General features: G+C 68.6%; 23 protein-coding genes. 12 read left to right on the top strand and 11 right to left on the bottom strand.

Annotated elements, in window-relative coordinates; genetic code table 11:
• Positions 1–161: 161 nt before the first annotated feature.
• A complete protein-coding gene (locus H4687_RS23145; protein ID WP_005482944.1) occupies positions 162–476 on the bottom strand; it encodes a hypothetical protein in 315 nt (104 codons plus the stop codon).
• Between the two features lie 264 nt (positions 477–740).
• On the opposite strand from H4687_RS23145, the gene rpsF reads away from it, so the two are divergent.
• From rpsF to rplI, 4 genes are all read left to right on the top strand, one after another.
• Positions 741–1,031 (top strand): 30S ribosomal protein S6, encoded by a 291-nt coding sequence (gene rpsF, locus H4687_RS23140; RefSeq protein WP_005482942.1) that lies wholly within the window; start codon positions 741–743, stop codon positions 1,029–1,031.
• A gap of 75 nt (positions 1,032–1,106) precedes the next feature.
• The gene (locus tag H4687_RS23135) at positions 1,107–1,703 is read left to right on the top strand and encodes a single-stranded DNA-binding protein (protein ID WP_046913173.1); all 597 of its coding nucleotides are present in this window, start codon (positions 1,107–1,109) and stop codon (positions 1,701–1,703) included.
• An 83-nt stretch (positions 1,704–1,786) separates the two neighbouring features.
• A complete protein-coding gene (gene rpsR / locus H4687_RS23130; protein WP_003949403.1) occupies positions 1,787–2,023 on the top strand; it encodes a 30S ribosomal protein S18 in 237 nt (78 codons plus the stop codon).
• 18 nt (positions 2,024–2,041) lie between these two features.
• Entirely contained in the window at positions 2,042–2,488 is a 447-nt protein-coding gene (rplI, locus tag H4687_RS23125; protein WP_046913172.1) for a 50S ribosomal protein L9, read from the top strand.
• Between the two features lie 186 nt (positions 2,489–2,674).
• On the opposite strand, the gene H4687_RS23120 is transcribed toward rplI, so the two are convergent.
• Positions 2,675–4,021: an MATE family efflux transporter gene (locus H4687_RS23120; protein ID WP_046913171.1), complete on the bottom strand. Its 1,347-nt coding sequence runs from the start codon at positions 4,019–4,021 to the stop codon at positions 2,675–2,677.
• A 449-nt stretch (positions 4,022–4,470) separates the two neighbouring features.
• On the opposite strand from H4687_RS23120, the gene dnaB reads away from it, so the two are divergent.
• Together dnaB and H4687_RS23110 are read left to right on the top strand one after the other, a co-directional pair.
• The gene (gene dnaB / locus H4687_RS23115) at positions 4,471–5,949 is read left to right on the top strand and encodes a replicative DNA helicase (RefSeq protein ID WP_046913170.1); all 1,479 of its coding nucleotides are present in this window, start codon (positions 4,471–4,473) and stop codon (positions 5,947–5,949) included.
• 50 nt (positions 5,950–5,999) lie between these two features.
• A complete protein-coding gene (locus tag H4687_RS23110) occupies positions 6,000–7,385 on the top strand; it encodes a serine hydrolase domain-containing protein (protein ID WP_046913169.1) in 1,386 nt (461 codons plus the stop codon).
• A gap of 97 nt (positions 7,386–7,482) precedes the next feature.
• On the opposite strand, the gene H4687_RS23105 is transcribed toward H4687_RS23110, so the two are convergent.
• Positions 7,483–7,935, bottom strand: coding sequence for a GNAT family N-acetyltransferase (locus H4687_RS23105; protein ID WP_046913168.1), 453 nt, complete (start codon positions 7,933–7,935; stop codon positions 7,483–7,485).
• 9 nt (positions 7,936–7,944) lie between these two features.
• Positions 7,945–8,403, bottom strand: a complete 459-nt coding sequence (locus tag H4687_RS23100; protein ID WP_046913167.1) for a MarR family winged helix-turn-helix transcriptional regulator — start codon at positions 8,401–8,403, stop codon at positions 7,945–7,947.
• A 140-nt stretch (positions 8,404–8,543) separates the two neighbouring features.
• Between H4687_RS23100 and H4687_RS23095 the strand changes: the two genes are divergently transcribed.
• Entirely contained in the window at positions 8,544–9,752 is a 1,209-nt protein-coding gene (locus H4687_RS23095) for an MFS transporter (protein ID WP_046913166.1), read from the top strand.
• Positions 9,753–9,781: 29 nt separating this feature from the next.
• Here H4687_RS23095 and H4687_RS23090 read toward each other — a convergent pair whose 3' ends face one another.
• The gene (locus tag H4687_RS23090) at positions 9,782–10,669 is read right to left on the bottom strand and encodes a GNAT family N-acetyltransferase (protein ID WP_078907220.1); all 888 of its coding nucleotides are present in this window, start codon (positions 10,667–10,669) and stop codon (positions 9,782–9,784) included.
• A 635-nt stretch (positions 10,670–11,304) separates the two neighbouring features.
• Between H4687_RS23090 and H4687_RS23085 the strand changes: the two genes are divergently transcribed.
• Positions 11,305–12,789, top strand: a complete 1,485-nt coding sequence (locus tag H4687_RS23085; RefSeq protein WP_078907219.1) for a globin domain-containing protein — start codon at positions 11,305–11,307, stop codon at positions 12,787–12,789.
• A 41-nt stretch (positions 12,790–12,830) separates the two neighbouring features.
• On the opposite strand, the gene H4687_RS23080 is transcribed toward H4687_RS23085, so the two are convergent.
• From H4687_RS23080 to H4687_RS23060, 5 genes are all read right to left on the bottom strand, one after another.
• Positions 12,831–13,313: an NUDIX domain-containing protein gene (locus H4687_RS23080; protein ID WP_013002277.1), complete on the bottom strand. Its 483-nt coding sequence runs from the start codon at positions 13,311–13,313 to the stop codon at positions 12,831–12,833.
• Between the two features lie 122 nt (positions 13,314–13,435).
• Positions 13,436–14,341 (bottom strand): LysR family transcriptional regulator, encoded by a 906-nt coding sequence (locus H4687_RS23075; protein WP_046913165.1) that lies wholly within the window; start codon positions 14,339–14,341, stop codon positions 13,436–13,438.
• Between the two features lie 187 nt (positions 14,342–14,528).
• Complete coding sequence (locus H4687_RS23070) at positions 14,529–15,674, bottom strand: cystathionine gamma-lyase (protein ID WP_046913164.1); 1,146 nt, start codon at positions 15,672–15,674, stop codon at positions 14,529–14,531.
• Entirely contained in the window at positions 15,671–16,165 is a 495-nt protein-coding gene (locus tag H4687_RS23065) for a low molecular weight protein-tyrosine-phosphatase (protein ID WP_046913163.1), read from the bottom strand. The genes H4687_RS23070 and H4687_RS23065 overlap by 4 nt, the downstream gene beginning before the upstream one ends.
• 8 nt (positions 16,166–16,173) lie before the next feature.
• The gene (locus tag H4687_RS23060) at positions 16,174–16,551 is read right to left on the bottom strand and encodes a phage holin family protein (RefSeq protein WP_046913162.1); all 378 of its coding nucleotides are present in this window, start codon (positions 16,549–16,551) and stop codon (positions 16,174–16,176) included.
• Positions 16,552–16,608: 57 nt separating this feature from the next.
• Between H4687_RS23060 and H4687_RS23055 the strand changes: the two genes are divergently transcribed.
• The 4 genes from H4687_RS23055 (at position 16,609) to H4687_RS23040 (ending at position 19,320) form a co-directional block, all read left to right on the top strand.
• Complete coding sequence (locus H4687_RS23055) at positions 16,609–16,926, top strand: cupin domain-containing protein (RefSeq protein ID WP_028797115.1); 318 nt, start codon at positions 16,609–16,611, stop codon at positions 16,924–16,926.
• A 164-nt stretch (positions 16,927–17,090) separates the two neighbouring features.
• On the top strand, positions 17,091–17,303 hold the full coding sequence (locus H4687_RS23050) for a DUF5326 family protein (RefSeq protein ID WP_005482913.1): 213 nt from the start codon (positions 17,091–17,093) through the stop codon (positions 17,301–17,303).
• Positions 17,304–18,058: 755 nt separating this feature from the next.
• On the top strand, positions 18,059–18,784 hold the full coding sequence (locus H4687_RS23045; protein WP_046913161.1) for an IclR family transcriptional regulator: 726 nt from the start codon (positions 18,059–18,061) through the stop codon (positions 18,782–18,784).
• 98 nt (positions 18,785–18,882) lie between these two features.
• Positions 18,883–19,320 (top strand): SsgA family sporulation/cell division regulator, encoded by a 438-nt coding sequence (locus tag H4687_RS23040; protein WP_005482911.1) that lies wholly within the window; start codon positions 18,883–18,885, stop codon positions 19,318–19,320.
• 30 nt (positions 19,321–19,350) lie between these two features.
• Here H4687_RS23040 and H4687_RS23035 read toward each other — a convergent pair whose 3' ends face one another.
• Complete coding sequence (locus H4687_RS23035) at positions 19,351–20,805, bottom strand: YibE/F family protein (protein WP_050398406.1); 1,455 nt, start codon at positions 20,803–20,805, stop codon at positions 19,351–19,353.
• Positions 20,806–20,981 lie beyond the last annotated feature (176 nt).

The raw sequence follows: 20,981 nt of genomic DNA, 5'->3' as shown, positions 1-20,981 counted from the left end.
GCCTACTGCGCCCTGCGGGCGCCTCGAATGGCCGTATGGAACCTGGGGCCCGGCCGGTACGCAGCCAGGACGTCAGGCGGTGTTATTGGGCCGCTTGGTCCGATGTGAGGCGGCGGACAGACTGGAGCGCGGTCCGCCGCCGTGCGGCCGAGGGTGCGAAGTCAGCCGATGACCCCGCCGAAGAGACCTCCATGGGCCATGCCGAGGAAGAAACCGACTGCCGAGGCACCGAGACCCACGATCAGACCGAAGCGCTCACGGGTCGTCTCCGAGATGAACTGCCCGTACGCGCCGGTCAGAATCCCCACCAGCCCCGTCCAGGAACTGAGCAGGTGCAGATGGTGGAACATCGCCGTGATGAAGGAGACCGCCCCGAGTACGAGCGTCACGGCCAGCAGGGTGTCCTGCACGGGGTGGGGCTTGTCGTCGGTGGCGAACAGGGAGCCGGCGATGTTGGGTCGCAATGTCTGTGCCATAGGGCACCTCCTGCGGAAGGCGGCGCATCGTAGCGCCATACACACCCGATGTGTACAGATTGACGGTCCGCAGCCCCCAATTTCAACCGGAAGCGGGGGTGCAGGTAGTCTGTACCGTCTGCACCGGTGTCTGCCCAGGCCATGACAGGGCCCCCCTTGCGGGGAACCTGATTGTCAGTGGTGGCCGATACCGTTGCGTACGCATCACAACCCTCCTGCCACGGAACGACCGTGGCCGCTGAGTCCGAAGGAGGTGGGTTCCACATGCGTCACTACGAGGTGATGGTCATCCTCGACCCCGATCTGGAGGAGCGCGCTGTCGCCCCCCTGATCGAGAACTTCCTTTCCGTCGTCCGTGAGGGCAACGGAAAGGTCGAGAAGGTCGACACCTGGGGCCGTCGTCGTCTCTCGTACGAGATCAAGAAGAAGCCTGAGGGCATCTACTCGGTCATCGACCTGCAGGCCGAGCCTGCGGTCGTCAAGGAGCTCGACCGCCAGATGAACCTGAACGAGTCGGTCCTCCGGACCAAGGTCCTCCGTCCCGAGACCCACTGAGCTTCCGCTCAGCTGATCCCGGGATTCGAGTAGCAGCACTAGCAGCCAGCAGCAAACCCGCCGAGAGGTACCCCCATGGCAGGCGAGACCGTCATCACGGTCGTCGGCAATCTTGTCGACGACCCCGAGCTGCGCTTCACCCCCTCCGGTGCGGCGGTCGCGAAGTTCCGTGTCGCGTCCACCCCCCGCACCTTCGACCGTCAGACCAACGAGTGGAAGGACGGCGAGAGCCTGTTCCTGACCTGCTCGGTCTGGCGTCAGGCGGCGGAGAACGTCGCCGAGTCGCTCCAGCGAGGCATGCGCGTGATCGTGCAGGGCCGGCTGAAGCAGCGGTCCTACGAGGACCGTGAGGGCGTCAAGCGCACGGTCTACGAGCTGGACGTCGAGGAAGTCGGCGCCAGCCTGCGCAGTGCCACGGCCAAGGTCACCAAGACCGCCGGCGGTGGCCGCGGTGGCCAGGGTGGTTACGGCGGCGGCGGTAACGGCGGCGGCCAGGGTGGCGGCGGCTGGGGCGGAAGCCCCGGCGGCGGCCAGCAGGGCGGCGGCGCTCCCGCCGACGACCCGTGGGCCAGCGGCGCACCCGCCGGTGGCAACCAGGGTGGCGGCGGTGGCGGCGGCTGGGGCGGAAGCTCCGGCGGCGGTGGCGGCTACTCGGACGAGCCCCCCTTCTAAGCCTTTCCGGGCCGGATCACCGGTTCGAAAGGACGAGGGCGGGGCCGTAACCCCAAACTTCTTGATCACACAGGAGAAACACCATGGCGAAGCCGCCTGTGCGCAAGCCTAAGAAGAAGGTCTGCGCATTCTGCAAGGACAAGGTCACGTACGTGGACTACAAGGACACGAACATGCTGCGGAAGTTCATTTCCGACCGCGGCAAGATCCGTGCCCGCCGCGTGACCGGCAACTGCACGCAGCACCAGCGTGACGTCGCCACGGCCGTCAAGAACAGCCGTGAGATGGCGCTGCTGCCCTACACGTCCACCGCGCGCTAAGGAAAGGGTGACCGACCAATGAAGATCATCCTTACCCACGAGGTCTCCGGCCTCGGCGCTGCCGGCGACGTCGTCGACGTCAAGGACGGCTACGCTCGCAACTACCTGATCCCGCGGAAGTTCGCGATCCGCTGGACCAAGGGTGGCGAGAAGGACGTCGAGCAGATCCGTCGTGCTCGCAAGATCCACGAGATCCAGACCATCGAGCAGGCCAACCAGATCAAGGGCCAGCTCGAGGCCGTCAAGGTTCGTCTGGCTGTCCGCTCCGGCGACGCCGGTCGGCTTTTCGGTTCCGTCACTCCGGCCGACATCGCTTCCGCGATCAAGTCTTCCGGTGGCCCCGAGGTCGACAAGCGCCGCATCGAGCTGACCTCTCCGATCAAGACGCTGGGCGCCCACGAGACGTCCGTGCGTCTGCACCCCGAGGTTGCCGCCAAGGTCAACATCGAGGTCATCGCGGCCTAAGGGTCGCTCACGCTCAAGCGGTGTGTGGGGCCGCACCCTGTAAGGGGTGCGGCCCCACATGCTTGCCCGCAAGCCGTACTGACCGGGGTCAATCGGCTGATGATGCCGAGGAGCCTCTGTTTCACGTGAAACAGAGGGAACCGGGCGATGTTTCACGTGAAACGACGTGAAGTTCAGGTTCCGCTCTCAGCGGGTTGCTCCGGTCACGATCCAGAGGCCGGAACGGGATCGCAGCCACAGCGTCAGCATGCGCGTCGCCATCATCAACGTCATGGCGCCCCAGAGCGCGGTCAGGCCACCTCCGAGGGCGGGGACGAGTAGGGCGGCCGGGACGAACACGGCCAAGGTCAGCACCATGGCCCGGGCGAGGTAGGGGCCGTCTCCCGCGCCCATGAGTACGCCGTCCAGCACGAAGACGATTCCGGAGATCGGCTGGGCGAGCGCCACCACGAGCAGAGCGGGGAGTGCGGCTTCCTGCACCGTCGGGTCGTCCGTGAAGAGCGGAATGAACATGGGACGAGCGAGGATCACCAGCAGTCCGAGGACCGTGCCGGTGGCGATCCCCCACTGCACCATCCGGCGGCAGGCTTCGCGGGCTCCTTGAGCGTCGCCGGCACCGAGGTAGCGACCGATGATGGCCTGTCCGGCGATGGCGATCGCGTCCAGGGCGAAGGCAAGCAGGCTCCAGAGCGAGAGGATGATCTGGTGCGCGGCGATGTCCTCGTCCCCGAGCCGGGCAGCGACCGCGGTCGCGATCATGAGGACAGCACGTAGGGAGAGCGTGCGGACCAACAACGGCACCCCCGCCTGGGCCGAGGTGCGTATCCCGAGGGCGTCGGGCCGCAAAGAGGCGCCATGTCTGCGGGCACCGCGGATCACGACCCAGAGATAGGCGACCGCCATGCCGAGTTGGGCCATGACCGTTCCCCAGGCTGATCCTGCGATGCCCAGACCGGCGCCGTAGACAAGGCCTGCGTTCAGGGCGCCGTTGGCGACGAAGCCCGCCACGGCGACGTACAGAGGTGTCTTCGTGTCCTGGAGACCGCGCAGCACACCGGTCGCGGCGAGCACGACGAGCATGGCCGGGATGCCCAGTGCCGAGATCCGGAGATAGGTCGTGGCATAGGGGGCCGCGGTGTCCGAGGAACCGAAGAGGGCGACGAGCGTGGGCGCGGTGGGCAGGACGACGGCGACGACTGCAGCCCCCAGTAGCAAAGCGAGCCAGATGCCGTCGATGCCCTGCCGGATCGCGGCCCGCAGATCCCCGGCTCCGACGCGTCGCGCGACAGCGGCTGTGGTGGCGTAGGCCAGAAAGACGAAGACGCTCACGGCGGTGACGAGAAGGGCCGAAGCGACACCGAGGCCGGCCAGTTGTGCGGTGCCGAGATGGCCGACGACAGCGGTGTCGACCATCAGGAAGAGTGGCTCGGCGACGAGCGCACCGAAGGCCGGAACGGCCAGCGTGATGATCTCACGATCGTGCCGGCGCCGGGTGGCCTTGGGGGGCGCGGAAGCCTGTGTCATGACCACCAATCTAATCTTCCACAGGTAAGAGATGCAATGCGCCTATGACTATTACACGACGCTCGGTCGAGGGTGTTCTCGCGCACAGATCGCGATGATCTTGATCAGGTCGGGAAAGTTTTTCTTCTGCACAGCCGGTGGACGGTAAAAGTGCAGATCAGGGCGCTTTCGATGAGAGGAGGGAGGTCTTGTTCACAGGCCTGTCCACCGAGTCGTGCACAGGTTTTGCGGGGTTCTCCACAGCATCTGGGCCGTCGTCCACATGGCCTGTGGATAACCAGATTGGCTGACGGTGCCGACGGGCCTACGGTGGTGCGGCGCCCGCTCCTCGGCAGATCACGAAAACCTCGCAAAACCGACGCGCCAGAACCGGAGTTGGGCCGTCTCATTTGTCAGTGTCGTGCCGTAGAAAGAGAAGCACGGCGAGGTCCGCTCGGCGGACGGGAGGAGGTCGCTCGGTGAGCATTTCCGAGCCCTTGGACGACCCGTGGGCCGACAGCGGGCCCGGTGATCGTCTGCCTGCTTCCCGACGGCGTCAGGACGACGGCGGCCGAGGCCGGGAGGAGCGGCACGACCGCGGCAGGGACAACGGGGAATGGGACGGCGGGGGTTCGGCCTTCGAGCGGGTTCCACCGCAGGACCTCGACGCCGAGCAGTCCGTACTCGGCGGCATGTTGCTGTCCAAGGACGCCATTGCCGACGTGGTCGAGATCCTCAAGGGTCCCGATTTCTACAAGCCGGCCCACGAGACCATCTACCAGGCGATCCTCGACATCTACGCCAAGGGTGAGCCGGCCGACCCCATCACCATCGCCGCCGAGCTCACCAAGCGCGGCGAGATCACCAAGGTCGGCGGCGCCTCCTATCTGCACACCCTTGTCCAGACGGTGCCGACGGCGGCGAACGCCGAGTACTACGCGGAGATCGTCCATGAGCGTGCAGTCCTGCGCCGCCTGGTCGAAGCCGGCACCCGCATCACGCAGATGGGATACGCGGCCGACGACGACGTCGACGAGATCGTCAACAGGGCGCAGGCCGAGATCTTCGCGGTCACCGAGCAGCGGACCACCGAGGACTATCTGCCGCTCGGCGACATCATGGAGGGCGCGCTCGACGAGATCGAGGCGATCGGTTCGCGGTCGGGCGAGATGACTGGTGTGCCGACCGGTTTCACCGATCTCGACCAGCTCACCAACGGTCTCCATCCGGGTCAGATGATCATCATTGCGGCCCGTCCCGCCATGGGTAAGTCGACCCTCGCTCTGGACTTCGCGCGCGCCTGTTCGATCAAGCACAACATGCCGAGCGTGATCTTCTCGCTCGAAATGGGGCGCAACGAGATCGCGATGCGTCTGCTCTCTGCCGAGGCGCGTGTGGCCCTGCACCACATGCGGTCCGGCACGATGACGGACGAGGACTGGACACGCCTGGCCCGCCGGATGCCGGACGTCTCGGCCGCTCCGCTCTATATCGACGACTCCCCGAACCTGTCGATGATGGAGATCCGCGCCAAGTGCCGGCGCCTGAAGCAGCGCAATGACCTGAAGCTGGTCATCATCGACTATCTGCAGCTCATGCAGTCCGGCGGCAAGCGGTCCGAGAGCCGCCAGCAGGAGGTCTCGGACATGTCGCGAAACCTGAAGCTGCTGGCCAAGGAGCTGGAATTGCCGGTGATCGCGCTGTCGCAGCTCAACCGTGGTCCTGAGCAGCGTACGGACAAGAAGCCCATGGTGTCCGACCTGCGTGAGTCGGGATCGATCGAGCAGGACGCGGACATGGTGATCCTGCTGCACCGTGAGGACGCGTACGAGAAGGAGTCGCCGCGCGCGGGCGAGGCCGACATCATCGTGGGCAAGCACCGTAACGGTCCGACGGCCACGATCACGGTCGCCTTCCAGGGTCACTACTCGCGGTTCGTGGACATGGCACAGACCTGACCCGGGGAAATGCGCTCGACGCGCGGTGTCCGGGCCGATGGACTGGGCGCATGACAACACCTCAGGAAGAGCTCCTTCCCGTCACGCGTCGGGCTCTGCTGCACCGCATCGCCGTCGCCCAGGCCGAGGGACGCACTCCGTCACTGGTCGCGGCGCTGGTCAGGGGCGGGGAGACGGTGTGGAACGGGGCGCGGACCTCGGTGCAGGGGCACGCGCCGGACGAGAACGTGCAGTACCGGATCGGCTCGATCACCAAGACCTTCACCGCTGTCCTGGTGCTGCGGCTACGCGACGAGGGTGCCCTGGACCTCGGCGATCCGCTGGAAAAGCACCTGCCGGGTACCGGCGTGGGGGAGGCGACCATCGCCGAACTGCTCGCCCACACGGGCGGACTGGCGGCCGAGTCGCCGTCGCCCTGGTGGGAGCGCACCCCGGGATCCCTGCGTCCGGAACTCGCAGATGTGCTCGGTGAGCAGCCCCACCGCCATCCCGTCGGCCGCCGCTTCCATTACTCCAACCCCGGCTTCACCCTCCTCGGTGCGCTCGTCGAAAAGCTGCGGGGCGCCGCCTGGGAGGACGTCCTGCGCCGCGAGGTGCTCGAACCGCTCGGCCTGCGCCGCACGACGTGGCACCCGGTGGCACCGCACGCCGGCGGCTGGGCCGTGCATCCCTGGGCGGACGTGATGCTGCCGGAGAAGGTCGAGGACCTGGGCAGGATGGGTCCTGCCGGGCAGCTCTGGTCCACCGCAGCCGATCTGGCGCGCTTCGCGGTCTTCCTGGCCAGGGGGGACGACCGGGTGTTGGGTGCGGAATCCGTCCGGGAGATGCGGACGCCCGCCGCACCGGGGGAGGCCGCCGACGTGTCGGCCGGTTCGGCGTACGGGCTCGGCATGCAGCTTCAGCACCGGGACGGCCGGTTCCTGGTCGGTCACAGCGGTTCGGTGCCCGGCTTCCTCGCCCAGCTCACCATCAGCGTCGAGGACGACGTGGCGGCCGTCGTGCTGACCAACTGCACCTCGGGGCCCGTGGTGTCGGAGGTGGCCGCGGACCTCGTACGCATCGTGGCGGAGGCCGAGCCGCGGATCCCCGACCCGTGGCGACCGCTGCCCGAGGTGGACCCTTCGGTTCTGGAGCTGGCCGGGCCTTGGTACTGGGGGACGCACTGCTTCGCGTTGCGTCTAGCCGCCGACGGCGGGCTCTCACTGGACCCGCTCTCCGCCACTCTGCGCGGTGCTCGCTTCCGGGACAACGACGACGGCAGCTGGACCGGACTCAACGGCTACTTCGCCGGAGAGGTCCTGCGGGCCGTACGAAGGCCCGACGGGACCGTGAGCCACCTGGACCTCGGATCGTTCGTGTTCACGCGTCAGCCGTACGAGGAGGGGGCTCCCGTGCCTGGCGGAGTGGATCCCGAGGGATGGCGCGGCGTCTCGTAGACACGACGTTGGGGGCAGTGGGGCTCGCTTGCGATGTTTCACGTGAAACGGGACCCCACAGTCGCCCCAGGGACTGGAGCAGGAACAGAGGCGAGATTCAGAGCGGCATCTTGAAGCCCACGTGGGTGGCCTCGAAACCGAGCCGTTCGTAGAAGCGGTGGGCGTCGGCGCGCGTGACGTCGGACGTCAACTGCACCAACTGGCAGCCCTGGCGCCGCGACGAGTCGACCGCCCACTCGATGAGTCGCGTACCGAGACCGCTGCCGCGCTCGTCGCCATGGACCCGCACGCCTTCGATGATCGAGCGGGTGGAGCCGCGCCGGGACAGGCCGGGGATGATCGTCAGCTGGAGTGTTCCGACCACGCGGTGCTCGCGGACGGCGACCACCACATGCTGATGGGGGTCGCCGTCGAGGCGCTTCAGTGCGGCGATGTACGGGGTGAGGTCGCCGGGTGATTCGCGCCGGGCGCCCAAAGGGTCGTCGGCCAGCATCGCGACGATCTCCGGGATGTCGTCCTCGGTCGCCGGGCGGATGTCGAGATCTCCCATGCGCACACCCTAGACGGACACGTTCCGTGACTCCACGACGCGGACCAGAGGGGCCAGTTCAGGGTTCTCGGCGGCCTCGTCCAGGGCCCCGCGCAGGGCGGCGTCATTGGTGGGACGTGCCTCGGCGAGGAGCCGCAGGCCGGCCTCGGAGACGTCCGTGTAGATGCCCCGGCGGTCGGTCGGACACAGATAGCGCGCGAGCAGACCACGCTCCTCGAGCCGGGTGACCAGCCGGGTCGTGGCGCTCTGGCTGAGGACGACCGCGTCGGCGACCTGCTTCATCTGCAGGTGCCCGCCCTCGCCGTCGTGCTGGCGACTCAACACATCGAGCAGGGAGTACTCCCGCACGCTCAGGCCGTGCCCGGACTGCAGTGCGCGCTCGATGCGGGCCTCGATCCGCCCGTGCAACAGGGAGAGAGCGCACCAGCCCTGAGCGAGGGCGGTGAGTGCGGGATCCGTCGCCGTCATCGGTGTTCCTCCGTCCCGAAGCTGCTCGCCCCCAGGATAGGCCACTCACGCAATTGCCCGCATTCGCTGATAGTGAGCGTCTGCAAGTATTGTGTACGCTCGATAAGCGCATCTGCAATCTTCTGAAAGGTGTTGTCCTCATGCCCCTCGCGCTTCTGGCACTGGCGATCGGCGCCTTCGGCATCGGTACGACGGAGTTTGTGATCATGGGAGTGCTGCCCGAGGTCGCGGGCGACTTCGGGGTCTCCATCCCCACCGCCGGGCTCCTCGTGACCGGCTACGCACTCGGCGTCGTGTTCGGAGCGCCGGTCATGACCGCGCTGGGGACGAGGGTGTCCCGCAAGCGGATGCTCATGCTGCTGATGGGGCTGTTCATCGCGGGGAACCTGCTCTCCGCGCTCGCTCCCGCCTTCTCTGTCATGCTGCTCGGCCGCGTGATCGCCTCACTGGCGCACGGCGCCTTCTTCGGCATCGGCTCGGTGGTCGCGGCCGAACTCGTCGCCCCGGACCGGAAGGCCGGTGCCCTCGCGACGATGTTCAGCGGGTTGACCGTCGCGAACGTGGTCGGAGTGCCGCTGGGCACCCTGATCGGGCAGTCCGTCGGTTGGCGGGTCACTTTCGCCGGGGTCGCCGCGCTGGGAGTCGTCGGCCTGCTGGGCGTCGCCCGGCTGGTCCCTGACCTTCCCAAGCCGCAGGACGTCCGCCTCCGCGACGAACTGGCCGCCTTCAGGAACATCCAGGTACTGCTGGCCATGGCGATGACAGTGCTGGGTTTCGGCGGCGTCTTCGCGGCCATCACCTACATCGCCCCGATGATGACGCACGTCGCCGGCTTCGCCGACTCCTCCGTCACCTGGCTTCTCGTCCTCTTCGGTCTGGGCATGGTGTGCGGCAACCTCGTGGGCGGCAAGTACGCCGACAGGGCGCTGATGCCCATGCTGTACGTCTCACTGGGCGCTCTCGCGGTCGTTCTCGCACTGTTCTCCGTCACCGCCCACGACAAGATCGCCGCTGCGGTGACCATCACGCTGGTCGGTGCTCTCGGTTTCGCGACCGTGCCGCCACTCCAGAAGCGGGTTCTCGACCAGGCGCACGGCGCCCCCACGCTGGCCTCGGCCGTGAATATCGGCGCCTTCAACCTCGGCAACGCGCTCTCCGCCTGGCTCGGCGGCCTCGTCATCGACGCCGGTCTCGGCTACACGGCGCCCAACTGGGTCGGTGCCGTCCTCGCCGGGAGTGCTCTCGTGCTCGCGCTCATCGCCTCGTTGCTGGAGCGCGGGGGCGCGGCCGCCGACACCGTCGTCGAGGGCACCGGAGCGGCCGCACGGCGGACACCCGTGCACCACTGACCTCTGACGAGCCCGCTGGATTCGGGGCCTCAGCCCGCTGCCACGGTCAGCGGGGCGTACCGCCGGGTCCAGTCACCCGGCAGCTCGGAGAGCCCGTACGTCATCACAGAGTTGAAGGCGATCGATGCCAGGCCCCGTTCCTTCGCCCACGCCAGCAGTTCGTCGTGACGTACGTCGATGTCGGTGCGCAAAGGTCGGTCGGTGTGGGCGGCCAGGGACGTGATGAGCGCCTTCGCCGTCCGAGTGTCACGGGCGATCAACGGGCCGACGACATGATCGTCCATGTTGGGCCAGGCAGCCGCGTATCCGATGATCCTGTCGTTCTCCACGGCCACGCGCAGCTGATCGGCGAAAGCGGGGAGCCGGGTCAGGATGTGGGTGCGGTCTGTGCCGAAGACCTCTGCGTCGAGCCTGAGGATCGTGGTCAGGTCCTCGGCCGTGGCCGGGCGCGTACGGACCGAGACGTCGGGTGCCCCAGGTGTGAAGAGTCCGCGGATCATCTCGGCCTGCCCGGTGACCTTGAAGCCCAGCTCCTCGTAGAGCGGACGTCCGTGCGGGGTCGCGTGCAGGGTCAGCGGGGTCGTGCCCATCTCTGTGACCACATGACGCATCAGACGGCGGCCGATGCCCTGGCGGGCATACCGTGCGGCGACCAGAACCATGCCGATCGCACCCAGTTCAGGGCTGCCGACGGGGCCGTACTCGGTCACCACGCAGGCGGTGACGAGCCCGCCGTCGGGAGCGTCGACGCCGTAGCCGGTGCCGGCCGCAAGGAGGAGCCCCCACTTGTGCTCCTCCCGGGGCCAACCCCGGTCCTCGGACAGGTCGGAGCAGGCGGTGCGGTCGCGAGGCGTCAGGCGGCGGATGGGCAGAGCTGCGGGGGAAAGTGTCGACACGCGGGTCAGGCTGTCCGACATGAGCCCTTGGCGTCCACCGGTTTGCGGTCAGACACGCACCTGTTTGGCCACTTCGCGCCCAACCACACAGTGGGCGGACCGATGTTTCACGTGAAACACCGGTCTCCAGGCCTGGGAGGACCGGCCCGCCGCGGCTGCGAAAAATTTGGGACATGAGAACCGGGACTGAGGCCGGACACCCACTCGTGCGCGAGTGGGATCTGTGGGATATCTATGAATTGATGTCCCGGCCCGGTAATTGAAGGAATCGCCGATTCGCCCCCATGGAATTCCCGGTACGGGATGGGGGGACTTGTGTGTCGCGGCCCTGCCGGTAGGGTCGAGTCCGGTTCGTGTCCGAAGCGAGATGTAGCCGTCTCATGGCAGGGGTACGAACGCAGCTCAATGCAGCCTAACCGGACAAGGGGATCGGAGACCCGCGTTTGCCGTTACGAGATGGGGGCGTTCGTGCGCCGTGGAACGCTGCGGTGAGAGCTGCGGCTCACGTCACACTCTCGCCTACTTGACCGTACGGATCGGGAAGCCGGACTGACTGTGGCCGCATTGGCCGACGGGGAACGAACGGGAAAAGCAAGGCCGTCCGCGGGGGAAAGCGTGCGACTTCCGAGTGGGGGCGTACGTAGATCGACCGAAAGATGTTCGAGGCGAGGCAGACCATGGACGCTCCGACCACCACGTCGGCCGGCAACGGCACTTCGGGGGGCAGTGACGGAGGCGGCTGGTTCACACCACGTACGTCTCCGCCGTCCCCCGGCGAAGACCAGGAGCCCGAGGGTTACCGCCTCGCCGGCCTGCGGCCCGTGGGTCGTTCCCTGGAGCCGTCGAGCGGTGTGGAGCAGCCCCGGGAAGGCTTGGCACGGGAGCGAATACAGGGCTCCGCCGACCTTCCGCCAGGCGTCCCGTCGTACTCCCCGCCCGCCCGGGCCGCGCAGTCCGCAGAGGAACACGGTTCTGAGCACTCCGTCTTCGACGCCCGCGTGCCCACCCAGTCAGGCGGCGCCACAGCCTCCCCCGACGCCGTTCTCATCCAGCGGACCATGGCCGAGGTCGGACCCGTCGCCGACAAGGTCACCTCGTACTTCTACGCGCTGCTCTTCGTCCAGCACCCGGAGCTGCGCTCGATGTTCCCTCCGGCGATGGACGCCCAGCGCGACCGCCTGCTCAAGGCTCTCCTGACCGCTGCCGAACACATCGACAACACCCCGGTCCTCGTCGACTACCTGCAGAATCTCGGTCGCGGTCACCGCAAGTACGGCACGCAGGCCGATCATTACCCGGCCGTTGGCGAGTGCCTGATCGGCGCCCTGAGCCGGTATGCCAAGGCGAGCTGGAACGACGAGACCGAGGCGGCCTGGGTTCGGGTGTACACGACCATCTCCCAGGTGATGATCGACGCGGCGGCGGCGGACGAACTGCGGTCGCCGCCCTGGTGGCTGGCGGAGGTCGTCTCGCACGATCCGAGGACCGCGGACATCGCGGTCCTCACGGTCCGTCCGAACCAGCCGTATCCCTTCCTCGCCGGGCAGTACACGAGCCTGGAGACTCCCTGGTGGCCGCGGATCTGGCGGCACTACTCGTTCGCCTCGGCGCCCCGCTCGGACGGGCTGCTGACGTTCCATGTGAAGGCGATCTCCGCGGGCTGGGTCTCCAACGCGCTCGTGCACCGCGCCCGGCCGGGCGACGTTCTGCGGCTGGGGCCGCCGGCCGGCGCGATGACGGTCGACCACACCACCGACAGCGGGCTGCTCTGCCTGGGCGGCGGCACCGGAATCGCACCCATCAAGGCCATGGTGGAGGACGTCGCCGAGCACGGACGGAACCGCCCGGTGGAGGTCTTCTACGGGGCCCGCACCGGCCAGGACCTCTACGATCTCGACACCCTGCTGCGGCTGCAGCAGACCAACTCGTGGCTCGAGGTGCGCCCGGTCGTGGACCGGCACGGACTGCTTCAACTGCCGGACGCGATACGGGACCACGGGCCCTGGAACGGCTACGACGCCTATCTCTCCGGCCCACCCGGCATGATCCGCAGCGGTGTCGACGCGTTGAAGGACGCCGGCATCCCCGCGGACCGCATACGGCACGACTCGGTCGAGGAGCTGGTGGCGGCCGGAGACTGACCGGCGGGGGCCCCAGGCCGAGCGCCCCGGCGGCCGTTGCGTCAGCCCAGGTCCGGCGCGTGCATCGCCCGCACGCCCTCGATGTTCCCGTCCAGATAGTGCCGCAGGGACAGCGGGACGAGGTGCACGGAAGCGATGCCCACCCGAGTGAAGGGGATGCGTACGATCTCGTACTCGCCCAGCGGCTCGTCCATCTCGGGACCGTGCCGCTTGGAGGGGTCCATGGACTCCAGGCGGCAGACGAAGAAGTGCTGAACCTTCACACCGGTGGCGCCGCCGTCCTCCCCGATGTGTTCGACGGTGTCCACGAAGCAGGGCACCACATCGGTGATCTTCGCGCCGAGTTCCTCGTGCACTTCGCGGTGGAGCGCGTCGACGACGGTGGTGTCCTCCGGCTCGACACCGCCGCCCGGCGTGAGCCAGTAGGGGTCCATGCCCGGTTTGGTCCGCTTGATCAGGATCAGGTCGTCGCCGTCGAGCAGAACGGCACGGGCGGTGCGCTTGACCACGGGTCGTACGGTCATGGGAGAAATGTGGCCCTCCATGTTCCACGTGAAACATCGCTGTAGGTGAAGAGTGGCTTCCTGGCGTCTACGGGCGGGCTCGGTGGCCGCGCCCGCATTCGTCCAGCGGCTGCGACATGGCCTCAGGACCAGCTCGCGGCGGCCCTCATCAGCCATTCATGCGCCCGCGCGATGTGCGGCGAGGCCAGCGTTCCGGTCCGGACCACGAGGAAGTAGGTCCGTAGCGGCGGCACCGCGGGGTCCAGGAGCGTGACCACGTCACCGCGGTTCAGAGCGGTGGCGCACAGATAGCGCGGCAGCACGGCAAGTCCGGCGCCGGAGACGGCACAGGCCAGGACCGCCCGCAGGTCCGGGACGACGACGGTGCCCGAAGCCGTGGGCCGGGCGTCGAAGACCGACGCCCAGTAGCGGGCGACGAAGGGCATTGATTCGTGTACCTCGACGACGGGAAGCCCCTCCAGCAGGTGTGCTCCCTTGCGGCACGGCCTCTCAAGCCCGATCTCGTCCGCCCAGCGCGGGGCGGCGATCAGAACGTGCTCCTCGTCGCAGAGAGGGGTAGCGGTGAGCAGGGGGCCGCGGGCCTGGGCGGTGGTGATGGCCAGGTCGTGGTGGCCGGCGGCGAGACCCTCCAGCGTCTTGTCGGAGTTGCCGAAGGAGACCCGCAGCGCGAAGCGCTGGCCGTCGTCCCCGGTCAGCTCGGTGAGGGCCGGCAGAGCCCGCTCGGCGGTGAACTCGGGTGGGCCGGCGAGATGGAGGGTTCGTAAGGAGGAGTCGTCGTCGAGGTCGGTCGCCGCGATCTCCACCAGCGCGTCGAGATGTGGGGCCGCCTTGTGGGCCAGCTCGTCGCCCATGGTCGTCGGCGTCACTCCGCGGGCCTGGCGAAGGAAGAGGGGGCGGCCCAGCTGACGCTCCAGGGTGCGTATCTGCGAGGTGACGGCCGGCTGCGAGAGACCGAGCAAGGCGGCGGCACGGGTGAAGGAGCCGGCCCGGTGCACGGTCACGAACGTGCGCAGTAAGGCCAGATCCATGGTCGTCCCTCCCCTCGCTGCCCGGAGCGCCCAACCATAAATAAGTCGATAGGCCCCTGTCGCTACTGTGATTGGACACTGACGCAGAGTCAATTAGCCTTGTTCGCGCGGTTCTTCGCGCGCGGAACCGGGGGCGGTCCGAGCCACGAGGGGGGAGGCTCGGACCGCCCGTCGTGCGTGCGGAGTACTAGCCGGTCGCAACCGACAGCGCACGCAGCACATCCGCCACGAGATCGGCCGTGTCCTCCACACCGGCCGAGAAGCGGATGAAACCCTCCGGCACAGCGTCGCCGCCCCAACGGCCGCGCCGCTCCGCGGTGGAACGGACTCCTCCGAAACTCGTGGCGTCGTCCACCAGACGAAGCGCGTCGAGAAAACGGTCGGCACGCGCGCGTGTGGGCAACGTGAACGACACCACGCACCCGTAGCGCCTCATCTGCTGCGAGGCGATCTTGTGCGCGGGGTCGTCGGGCAGCCCCGGGTGACGCAGCCCGGTCACCTCGGGCCGCCCCTTGAGGGCCTCGGCCACGGCGAGGGCGTTGGTGCTCTGCCGGTCGGCGCGCAGCTGGAGCGTGGCGAGCGAGCGGTGCGCGAGCCAGGCCTCCATCGGGCCCGGGATCGCACCGACGATCTTGCGCCAGCGCCGCACCGAGGCCATCAGTGCGGCGTCCCGCCCGACGACGTACCCGAGAAGGACGTCCCCGTGGCCGGTCAGCTGCTTGGTACCGCTGGCCACGGCGAAGTCGGCGCCCAGTTCGAGGGGCCGCTGCCCGAGCGGGGTGGCCAGGGTGTTGTCGACGGCCACGAGACAGCCACGCGCGTGTGCCGCCTCGGTGAGCCGCCGCACGTCGCACACGTCCAGCCCCGGGTTCGACGGGGTCTCGATCCACAGCAGCCCGGCGCCGTCGAGGACGTCGAGCTGGGCGTCGCCGCCCGTCGGCGCGCTGCGCACCTCGATGCCGTACGACCGCAGCTGCTCACCTGCCAGCGGCAGCACGTTGTAACCGTCGTCCGGGAGGACCAGGACGTCACCGGAACGCAGCTGGGAGAAGAGGACGGCCGAGATGGCGGCCATGCCGGAGGCGAACGTGACCGTCTCGGCGTCGTCCTGTCCCGGTGCCTCCAGTTCGCCGATGGCGCGTTCCAGGAGGGTCCAGGTGGGATTCTGGTCGCGCCCGTAGGCGTACGGGCCGGTGGGCTCGCCCGGCAGGTGGTAGTGGGCGGCGAAGACCGGCCCGGGGAGGGTCGGCTCGTGCTTGACGGGCTCGGGCAGCCCGGCCCGTACCGCGCGGGTGCCGTCCCCGGGTTCCACGGCAGGGTTGTGCGTGCTCATGCGGCCCGTCCCTCCACCTTCTCGCGTACGGCGGCCAGCAGGCCGGGGCTCGCCGCCTCCACCAGTTCCAGGCACTCCTCGAAACCCTCCAGGCCCCCGTAGTAGGGGTCTGGGACGTCGAGATCATCGCCGTCGGCGGCGGGGTCGTAGGAACGCAGCAGCCGGATCTTGTCCGCGTCCGCCGCGGTCGGCGCGAGGCGGCGCAGTGCCTTGAGATGGCCCTCGTCGAGGGCGATGACGAGGTCGAGGCGGGAGAACCAGGAGACCTGGAACTGGCGGGCGGTGTGAACGCCGGAGTATCCGTTCGCCTCCAGGACGGAGACGGCGCGCGGATCGGCGCCGTCGCCCTCGTGCCAGCCGCCGGTGCCCGCGCTGTCGGCCTCGACGAGGTACTCCAGCGCGGCCTCCTCCAGCCGGGCACGGAAGACGGACTCGGCCATCGGGGAGCGGCAGATGTTGCCGGTACAGACGAAGCAGACTCGATAGGTCATGCCGGACCTCAGTCCCCGTCGGGCAGGACGAGGGAGAGCGCCCAGGAGACGATCGAGATGATCAGGCCGCCGAGGACGGCGGTCCAGAAGCCCTCCACATGGAAGCTCAGGTCGAGGACGTCGGCCAGCCACGAGGTGAGCATGAGCATCAGGGCGTTCACGACCAGCGTGAACAGGCCGAGCGTGAGTATGAACAGCGGGAGGGTCAACAGCTTCACGAGCGGCTTGACCACGGCGTTCACCAGGCCGAACACGAGCGCGACCAGCAGCAGGGTGCCGACCTCCTTGCCCGTGCTGTCACCGGTCAGCGTGATCTTGTCGAGCAGCCAGACGGCGACCGCCAGGGCGCCCGCGTTGGCGATCGTCTTGACTAGGAAATTCATCATGTGTCTGATCGTGGCAGAAGCGATCGGTACGAGCACCGGGCAGGGGCGACTAAGTCGATGAAGGCATTCCGGTTGGACGAGCTGGAGGCGGAGCGCGCCGCCAATGACGGTGCTTATCTGCAGTTCCTGCGCGAGCGGAACATGTCGGTCGGCCTGTACGCGCTCGATGCCGGAGAGCTCGATCCGCAGAAGCCGCACGGCCAGGACGAGGTGTATCTCGTGGTGAGCGGCCGGGCATCGATCACGGTCGGCCTGGAGACCACCCAGGTCGCGCGCGGCAGTGTCGTGTACGTGCCTGCCGGGGTCGCCCACAAGTTCCACCACATCACCGAGGACTTGAGGGTCGTGGTGGTGTTCTCTCCGCCGGAGGGCTGACGTCCGCTTCGGTGTTCCCTAGGGGGACGATCAGGGATGGACAAGGGGTACGAGGCCCCCGGACGGCCCCCGCGTGGCCCTAGCATCGACGGCAGGACAGCAAAAGGCCCGGAATGAGTGCCCTGGTGGCGGGGCGACGGGTGGAGACACAAGGAGCAAGGGCGATGCGGGAGATCTTCGCGGGGATGCCGTGGTGGGTGAAGTGGGTCGCGGTGCCGGTCATCGCCCTGTTGGTGTTCGGAGGGCTGATAGTCAGCGTCGTCCAGGTCGTGGTGGGCCTGCTCTTCAAGGTGCTGGTCTTCGTGGCGCTGGTCGGTGGACTGGTCTACGTCGTCAAGAAGTTCACGGCGGGGTCCTCCTCGCGCGGCGACTGGTGAGGCGTCAGCGTCGCGTCACAGGTGAGGCGTGAGTGGGTGAACCCCGATCAGGGCACGGCGGTAACAGGAACGTGAGGTTCCCTCGCCAGGGGGAAGTTTCCCGGCGGGGCCGTCTACAGGCGGTGACGGGCGGCTAGAGTCCGGGAACTCGTCGCGGGCTCGACCCCCGCGGGCGGCGCATCTCCCTCCCGTGTCCCCCGCACGGGCGGCCCTCCTCGCGCTTCGGGAGTGACCCCTTGGCCACGGCTGACACCGCACCCGCAGAACCCCTCTCCTCCTCCGGCCGACCGCTTTCCCGGTCGGCGCAGAGCGCGGTTCCGCCCACACAGCCGGGCCCTCGATCGACACCGGTGTCCGCCGCCGAGCACGCGCGCGTCCGGGAGGCGGAGGCTCAGGTCCCGCAGTCCCCGCCGCGTACGACACCGTCGACGACCCCGGCTCCCCCCGTCCAGCCACGCACCTCGCCCGGCGAGGAGAAGGTGCGCTGCCCCGAACCCTCGCTGACGCAGGCACAGGAACGGACGAGGCCGCGGACGCAGTCACCCGCGCCGACGGCCCGCACGCAGGCGCAGCCCCCTCCGCCGTCGCCCCGTGCGCAGGCACAGCCACTGGCGCCACCGACCAGGCCCCGGCCGCAGACAGGGCCCGTACGCCCCGGGTCCCCGCTCGGACACGGTCCGGGACCGGGGGCGCGCATCCCGTCCCCTGCGTCGCCCACCGCGACGGAGGCGAACTCCGGCACCCTGATCGGCTCCGTGCAGCGGGCGATGCGACTGCTGGAGGCCGTCGCCGAGCGAGAACACGGAGCGCCCGCGAAGCAGTTGGCGCGGGACGCCGGGCTCGCGCTGCCCACGGCCTACCACCTGCTGCGGACCCTGGTCCATGAGGGCTATCTCCGCCGGGAGAAGGGACTGTTCTTCCTGGGTGAGGCGGCCGAGCGGCTGAGCAGCAGCGGAGCGCAGCAGAAACGTCGCAGCACGGTGGGTGAGGCTCTGGCGCACTGGCGGGACACCCTCGGCGTGCCGGTGTACTTCGCGATCTACCGGGACGGCGAGATCGAGGTCAAGTGCGTCGCGGACAGCCCCAACACCCCGGCGGTCGAGGAGTGGGCCGACTTCCGGGAGACCGGTCACGCGCACGCCATCGGGCAGTGTCTGCTGTCCCAGCTGAGCGACGAGGACCGCCGCGACCATCTGGAGCGCTACCCGGTGCAGTCCCTGACCCCGTACACGGTCCGTGACGACGAGACGCTGCTACGGCGCCTCGGGCGGTTGGGGAGGATGGAACCGGTCGTGGAGCGCCAGGAGTACGCCCTGGGGACGGTCTGCGCCGCTCTTCCCATCACGGCGGGGTCGACCGCCGGCACTCTCGCCATCTCGCTGCCCTCGCACCAGGCGGACCGACTGCTGCCCCTCGCCCGTCAGTTGCAGACCGAGATCGGGAAGCTGCTAGGAACACTCGCGATCTCTATCAGCATCTGAAAAATCACTCCTTGTGATCTCTCGTGTACTTTCAGCAAACTTCCAGAGGTGTCAGGCGGATGATTCCTGGCCAGTCGACGAACACGGCGGGGTAGGCGATGCGCGAGTCGGTACAGGCAGAGGTCATGATGAGCTTTCTCGTCTCGGAGGAGCTCTCCTTCCGCATCCCGGTGGAGCTCCGTTACGAGACCTGCGATCCCTATGCCGTGCGGCTGACCTTCCACCTGCCCGGCGATGCCCCGGTGACCTGGGCCTTCGGGCGGGAGTTGCTCATCGACGGCGTCGGGCGGCCGTGCGGCGACGGGGACGTGCACATCGCCCCCGCCGATCCGGAGACGTTCGGGGAGGTCCTGATCCGGCTTCAGGTAGGCACCGACCAGGCGATGTTCCGGGTCGGCACGGCGCCGCTGGTGGCCTTCCTCGACCGTACGGACAAGCTTGTGCCACTGGGGCAGGAGCGCTCCCTCGCCGACTTCGACACGCTGCTCGACGAGGCTCTGGACCGCATCCTGGCGGAGGAGCAGAGCGCGGGATGAACCGTTACGGCGCCGAGGTGCCGTAACGCTTCAGCGCTTGCGGCGGCGGCCTCGTCCCCCGCGTGCCGGCGCGGGCACGGCGGCCGCTTCGGGGGCACCCGGGCGGTCGGCCGAGACGACCAGGGCGGCCAGCGCGGTGGTCACCGGTACCGAGGCCACCAGGCCGATCGACCCGACGAGCGTGCGCACGATCTCCTCGGCGACGAGTTCGCTGTTGGCGACCGTGCCGACACTGCTCTGCGCGATCGAGAAGAGCAGCAACAGGGGCAGCGCGGCACCGGCGTAGGCGAGGACGAGGGTGTTGACCACCGACGCGATGTGGTCCCTGCCGATGCGGATGCCCGCGCGATACAACCCTTGCCAGCCCATTGCCGGATTGGCCTCGTGCAGTTCCCACACCGCCGATGTCTGGGTCACCGTCACGTCGTCGAGCACACCGAGCGAGCCGATGATGACCCCCGCGAGCAGCAGACCGCTCATGTCGATCGTCGGGTACAGCCCGTGGATCAGCCCCGTGTTGTCGTCGGTGTTGCCGGTCAGATAGGCCCAGCCGATGAACCCCGAACCCAGCAGGCCGATCAGCAGCAGTGAGATCAGGGTGCCGATCACCGCCACGGATGTCCGGGCCGAGAGCCCGTGGCACATGTACAGGGCGATCAGCATGATGGCGCTGGCACCGATGACTGCCACGACCAGAGGGTTCGAGCCCTGCAGGATGGCCGGCAGGATGAAGAGGGTCAGCACCATGAAGCTGATGGCCAGCGCCACCAGGGCCATGACCCCGCGCATCCGGCCCACCACCACGACGGCGAGTGCGAAGATCCCGGCGAGCAGGGCCATCGGGAGCTTCCGGTTCACATCGGTGACCGAGTACTGCAGGTCCTTGGGCGCGGCGGGCTCGTACGCGACCACGACCTCCTGGCCCTGCTCCAACTGCCGTGACTGGTCCGGCTGAACGATCTCCGTGAAGGTACGGCCCTTGTCGTCGCCCGTGTCGACGCGGATCGTGGCCTTCTTGCAGGTGCCGCTGGCCTGCTGCTGGGCGGACGAGCCCTCCGCGGTGGAGGTGTCACCGGTCGGGGTGTCGCCCGAGGCGTTCACCGACGAGCAGTCGACCTTCTCGACCCTGGTGACGGTGGCCTGCTGTGTCTGCCGGTCGAAGCCCACCCCGGTGCGCTCGTGCGCGGGGGCGCCGCCCGGCCAGAGCACGACGAGGCCCACGACGACTGCGGTCGCGAAGGGGATCAGCACCGCCGCGATGACCTTGCGCAGATGCTGCGAGACGGGAGCGGCGGGGCCGTGGCTGTGGGAGTGCCCGTGGCCGCCGCCAGAGGACGGGCCGTGGCCATGTCCGTCACCGGGGCCGTGGCCGCCCCCGGAGCCGTAGCCGTGGCCGCCGTCGGATCCATGCCCATGACCGTTTCCGGGGCCATGGCCGTGGGGCGGCTCGGGGGGCGGAGGCGGGGGCTGCTGCGTCGTGGTCACCGACCGATCATCGCAAGAACGAGCGAGGCCCACTGTTCACCGCGCCACATCTGCCGCTAGCGTGGAGGCACCTTTGCACACGCGGGAGCTCGGAGCACCGGGCTGAGAGGGCGCTGACCTCCGCAGACGCGATGTTTCACGTGGAACATCGTCGGGCGGAAATCGCTGCGTCGACC

Origin of the sequence: Streptomyces stelliscabiei (assembly GCF_014873495.1) — a bacterium.
Lineage (GTDB): Bacteria > Actinomycetota > Actinomycetes > Streptomycetales > Streptomycetaceae > Streptomyces > Streptomyces bottropensis.
This window is presented reverse-complemented; position numbering and strand designations above follow the sequence as displayed.

Coding starts and splice junctions, on each gene's coding strand:
- H4687_RS23050 (WP_005482913.1), top strand. CDS start 17,091: ATGCGGGAGATCTTCGCGGGGATGCCGTGGTGGGTGAAGTGGGTCGCG.
- H4687_RS23075 (WP_046913165.1), bottom strand. CDS start 14,341: ATGGATCTGGCCTTACTGCGCACGTTCGTGACCGTGCACCGGGCCGGC.
- H4687_RS23055 (WP_028797115.1), top strand. CDS start 16,609: ATGAAGGCATTCCGGTTGGACGAGCTGGAGGCGGAGCGCGCCGCCAAT.
- H4687_RS23110 (WP_046913169.1), top strand. CDS start 6,000: ATGACAACACCTCAGGAAGAGCTCCTTCCCGTCACGCGTCGGGCTCTG.
- H4687_RS23040 (WP_005482911.1), top strand. CDS start 18,883: ATGCGCGAGTCGGTACAGGCAGAGGTCATGATGAGCTTTCTCGTCTCG.
- H4687_RS23135 (WP_046913173.1), top strand. CDS start 1,107: ATGGCAGGCGAGACCGTCATCACGGTCGTCGGCAATCTTGTCGACGAC.
- H4687_RS23060 (WP_046913162.1), bottom strand. CDS start 16,551: ATGATGAATTTCCTAGTCAAGACGATCGCCAACGCGGGCGCCCTGGCG.
- H4687_RS23145 (WP_005482944.1), bottom strand. CDS start 476: ATGGCACAGACATTGCGACCCAACATCGCCGGCTCCCTGTTCGCCACC.
- H4687_RS23090 (WP_078907220.1), bottom strand. CDS start 10,669: ATGTCGGACAGCCTGACCCGCGTGTCGACACTTTCCCCCGCAGCTCTG.
- H4687_RS23070 (WP_046913164.1), bottom strand. CDS start 15,674: ATGAGCACGCACAACCCTGCCGTGGAACCCGGGGACGGCACCCGCGCG.
- rpsF (WP_005482942.1), top strand. CDS start 741: ATGCGTCACTACGAGGTGATGGTCATCCTCGACCCCGATCTGGAGGAG.
- H4687_RS23095 (WP_046913166.1), top strand. CDS start 8,544: ATGCCCCTCGCGCTTCTGGCACTGGCGATCGGCGCCTTCGGCATCGGT.
- H4687_RS23100 (WP_046913167.1), bottom strand. CDS start 8,403: ATGACGGCGACGGATCCCGCACTCACCGCCCTCGCTCAGGGCTGGTGC.
- rplI (WP_046913172.1), top strand. CDS start 2,042: ATGAAGATCATCCTTACCCACGAGGTCTCCGGCCTCGGCGCTGCCGGC.
- H4687_RS23080 (WP_013002277.1), bottom strand. CDS start 13,313: ATGACCGTACGACCCGTGGTCAAGCGCACCGCCCGTGCCGTTCTGCTC.
- H4687_RS23105 (WP_046913168.1), bottom strand. CDS start 7,935: ATGGGAGATCTCGACATCCGCCCGGCGACCGAGGACGACATCCCGGAG.
- H4687_RS23065 (WP_046913163.1), bottom strand. CDS start 16,165: ATGACCTATCGAGTCTGCTTCGTCTGTACCGGCAACATCTGCCGCTCC.
- H4687_RS23085 (WP_078907219.1), top strand. CDS start 11,305: ATGTTCGAGGCGAGGCAGACCATGGACGCTCCGACCACCACGTCGGCC.
- rpsR (WP_003949403.1), top strand. CDS start 1,787: ATGGCGAAGCCGCCTGTGCGCAAGCCTAAGAAGAAGGTCTGCGCATTC.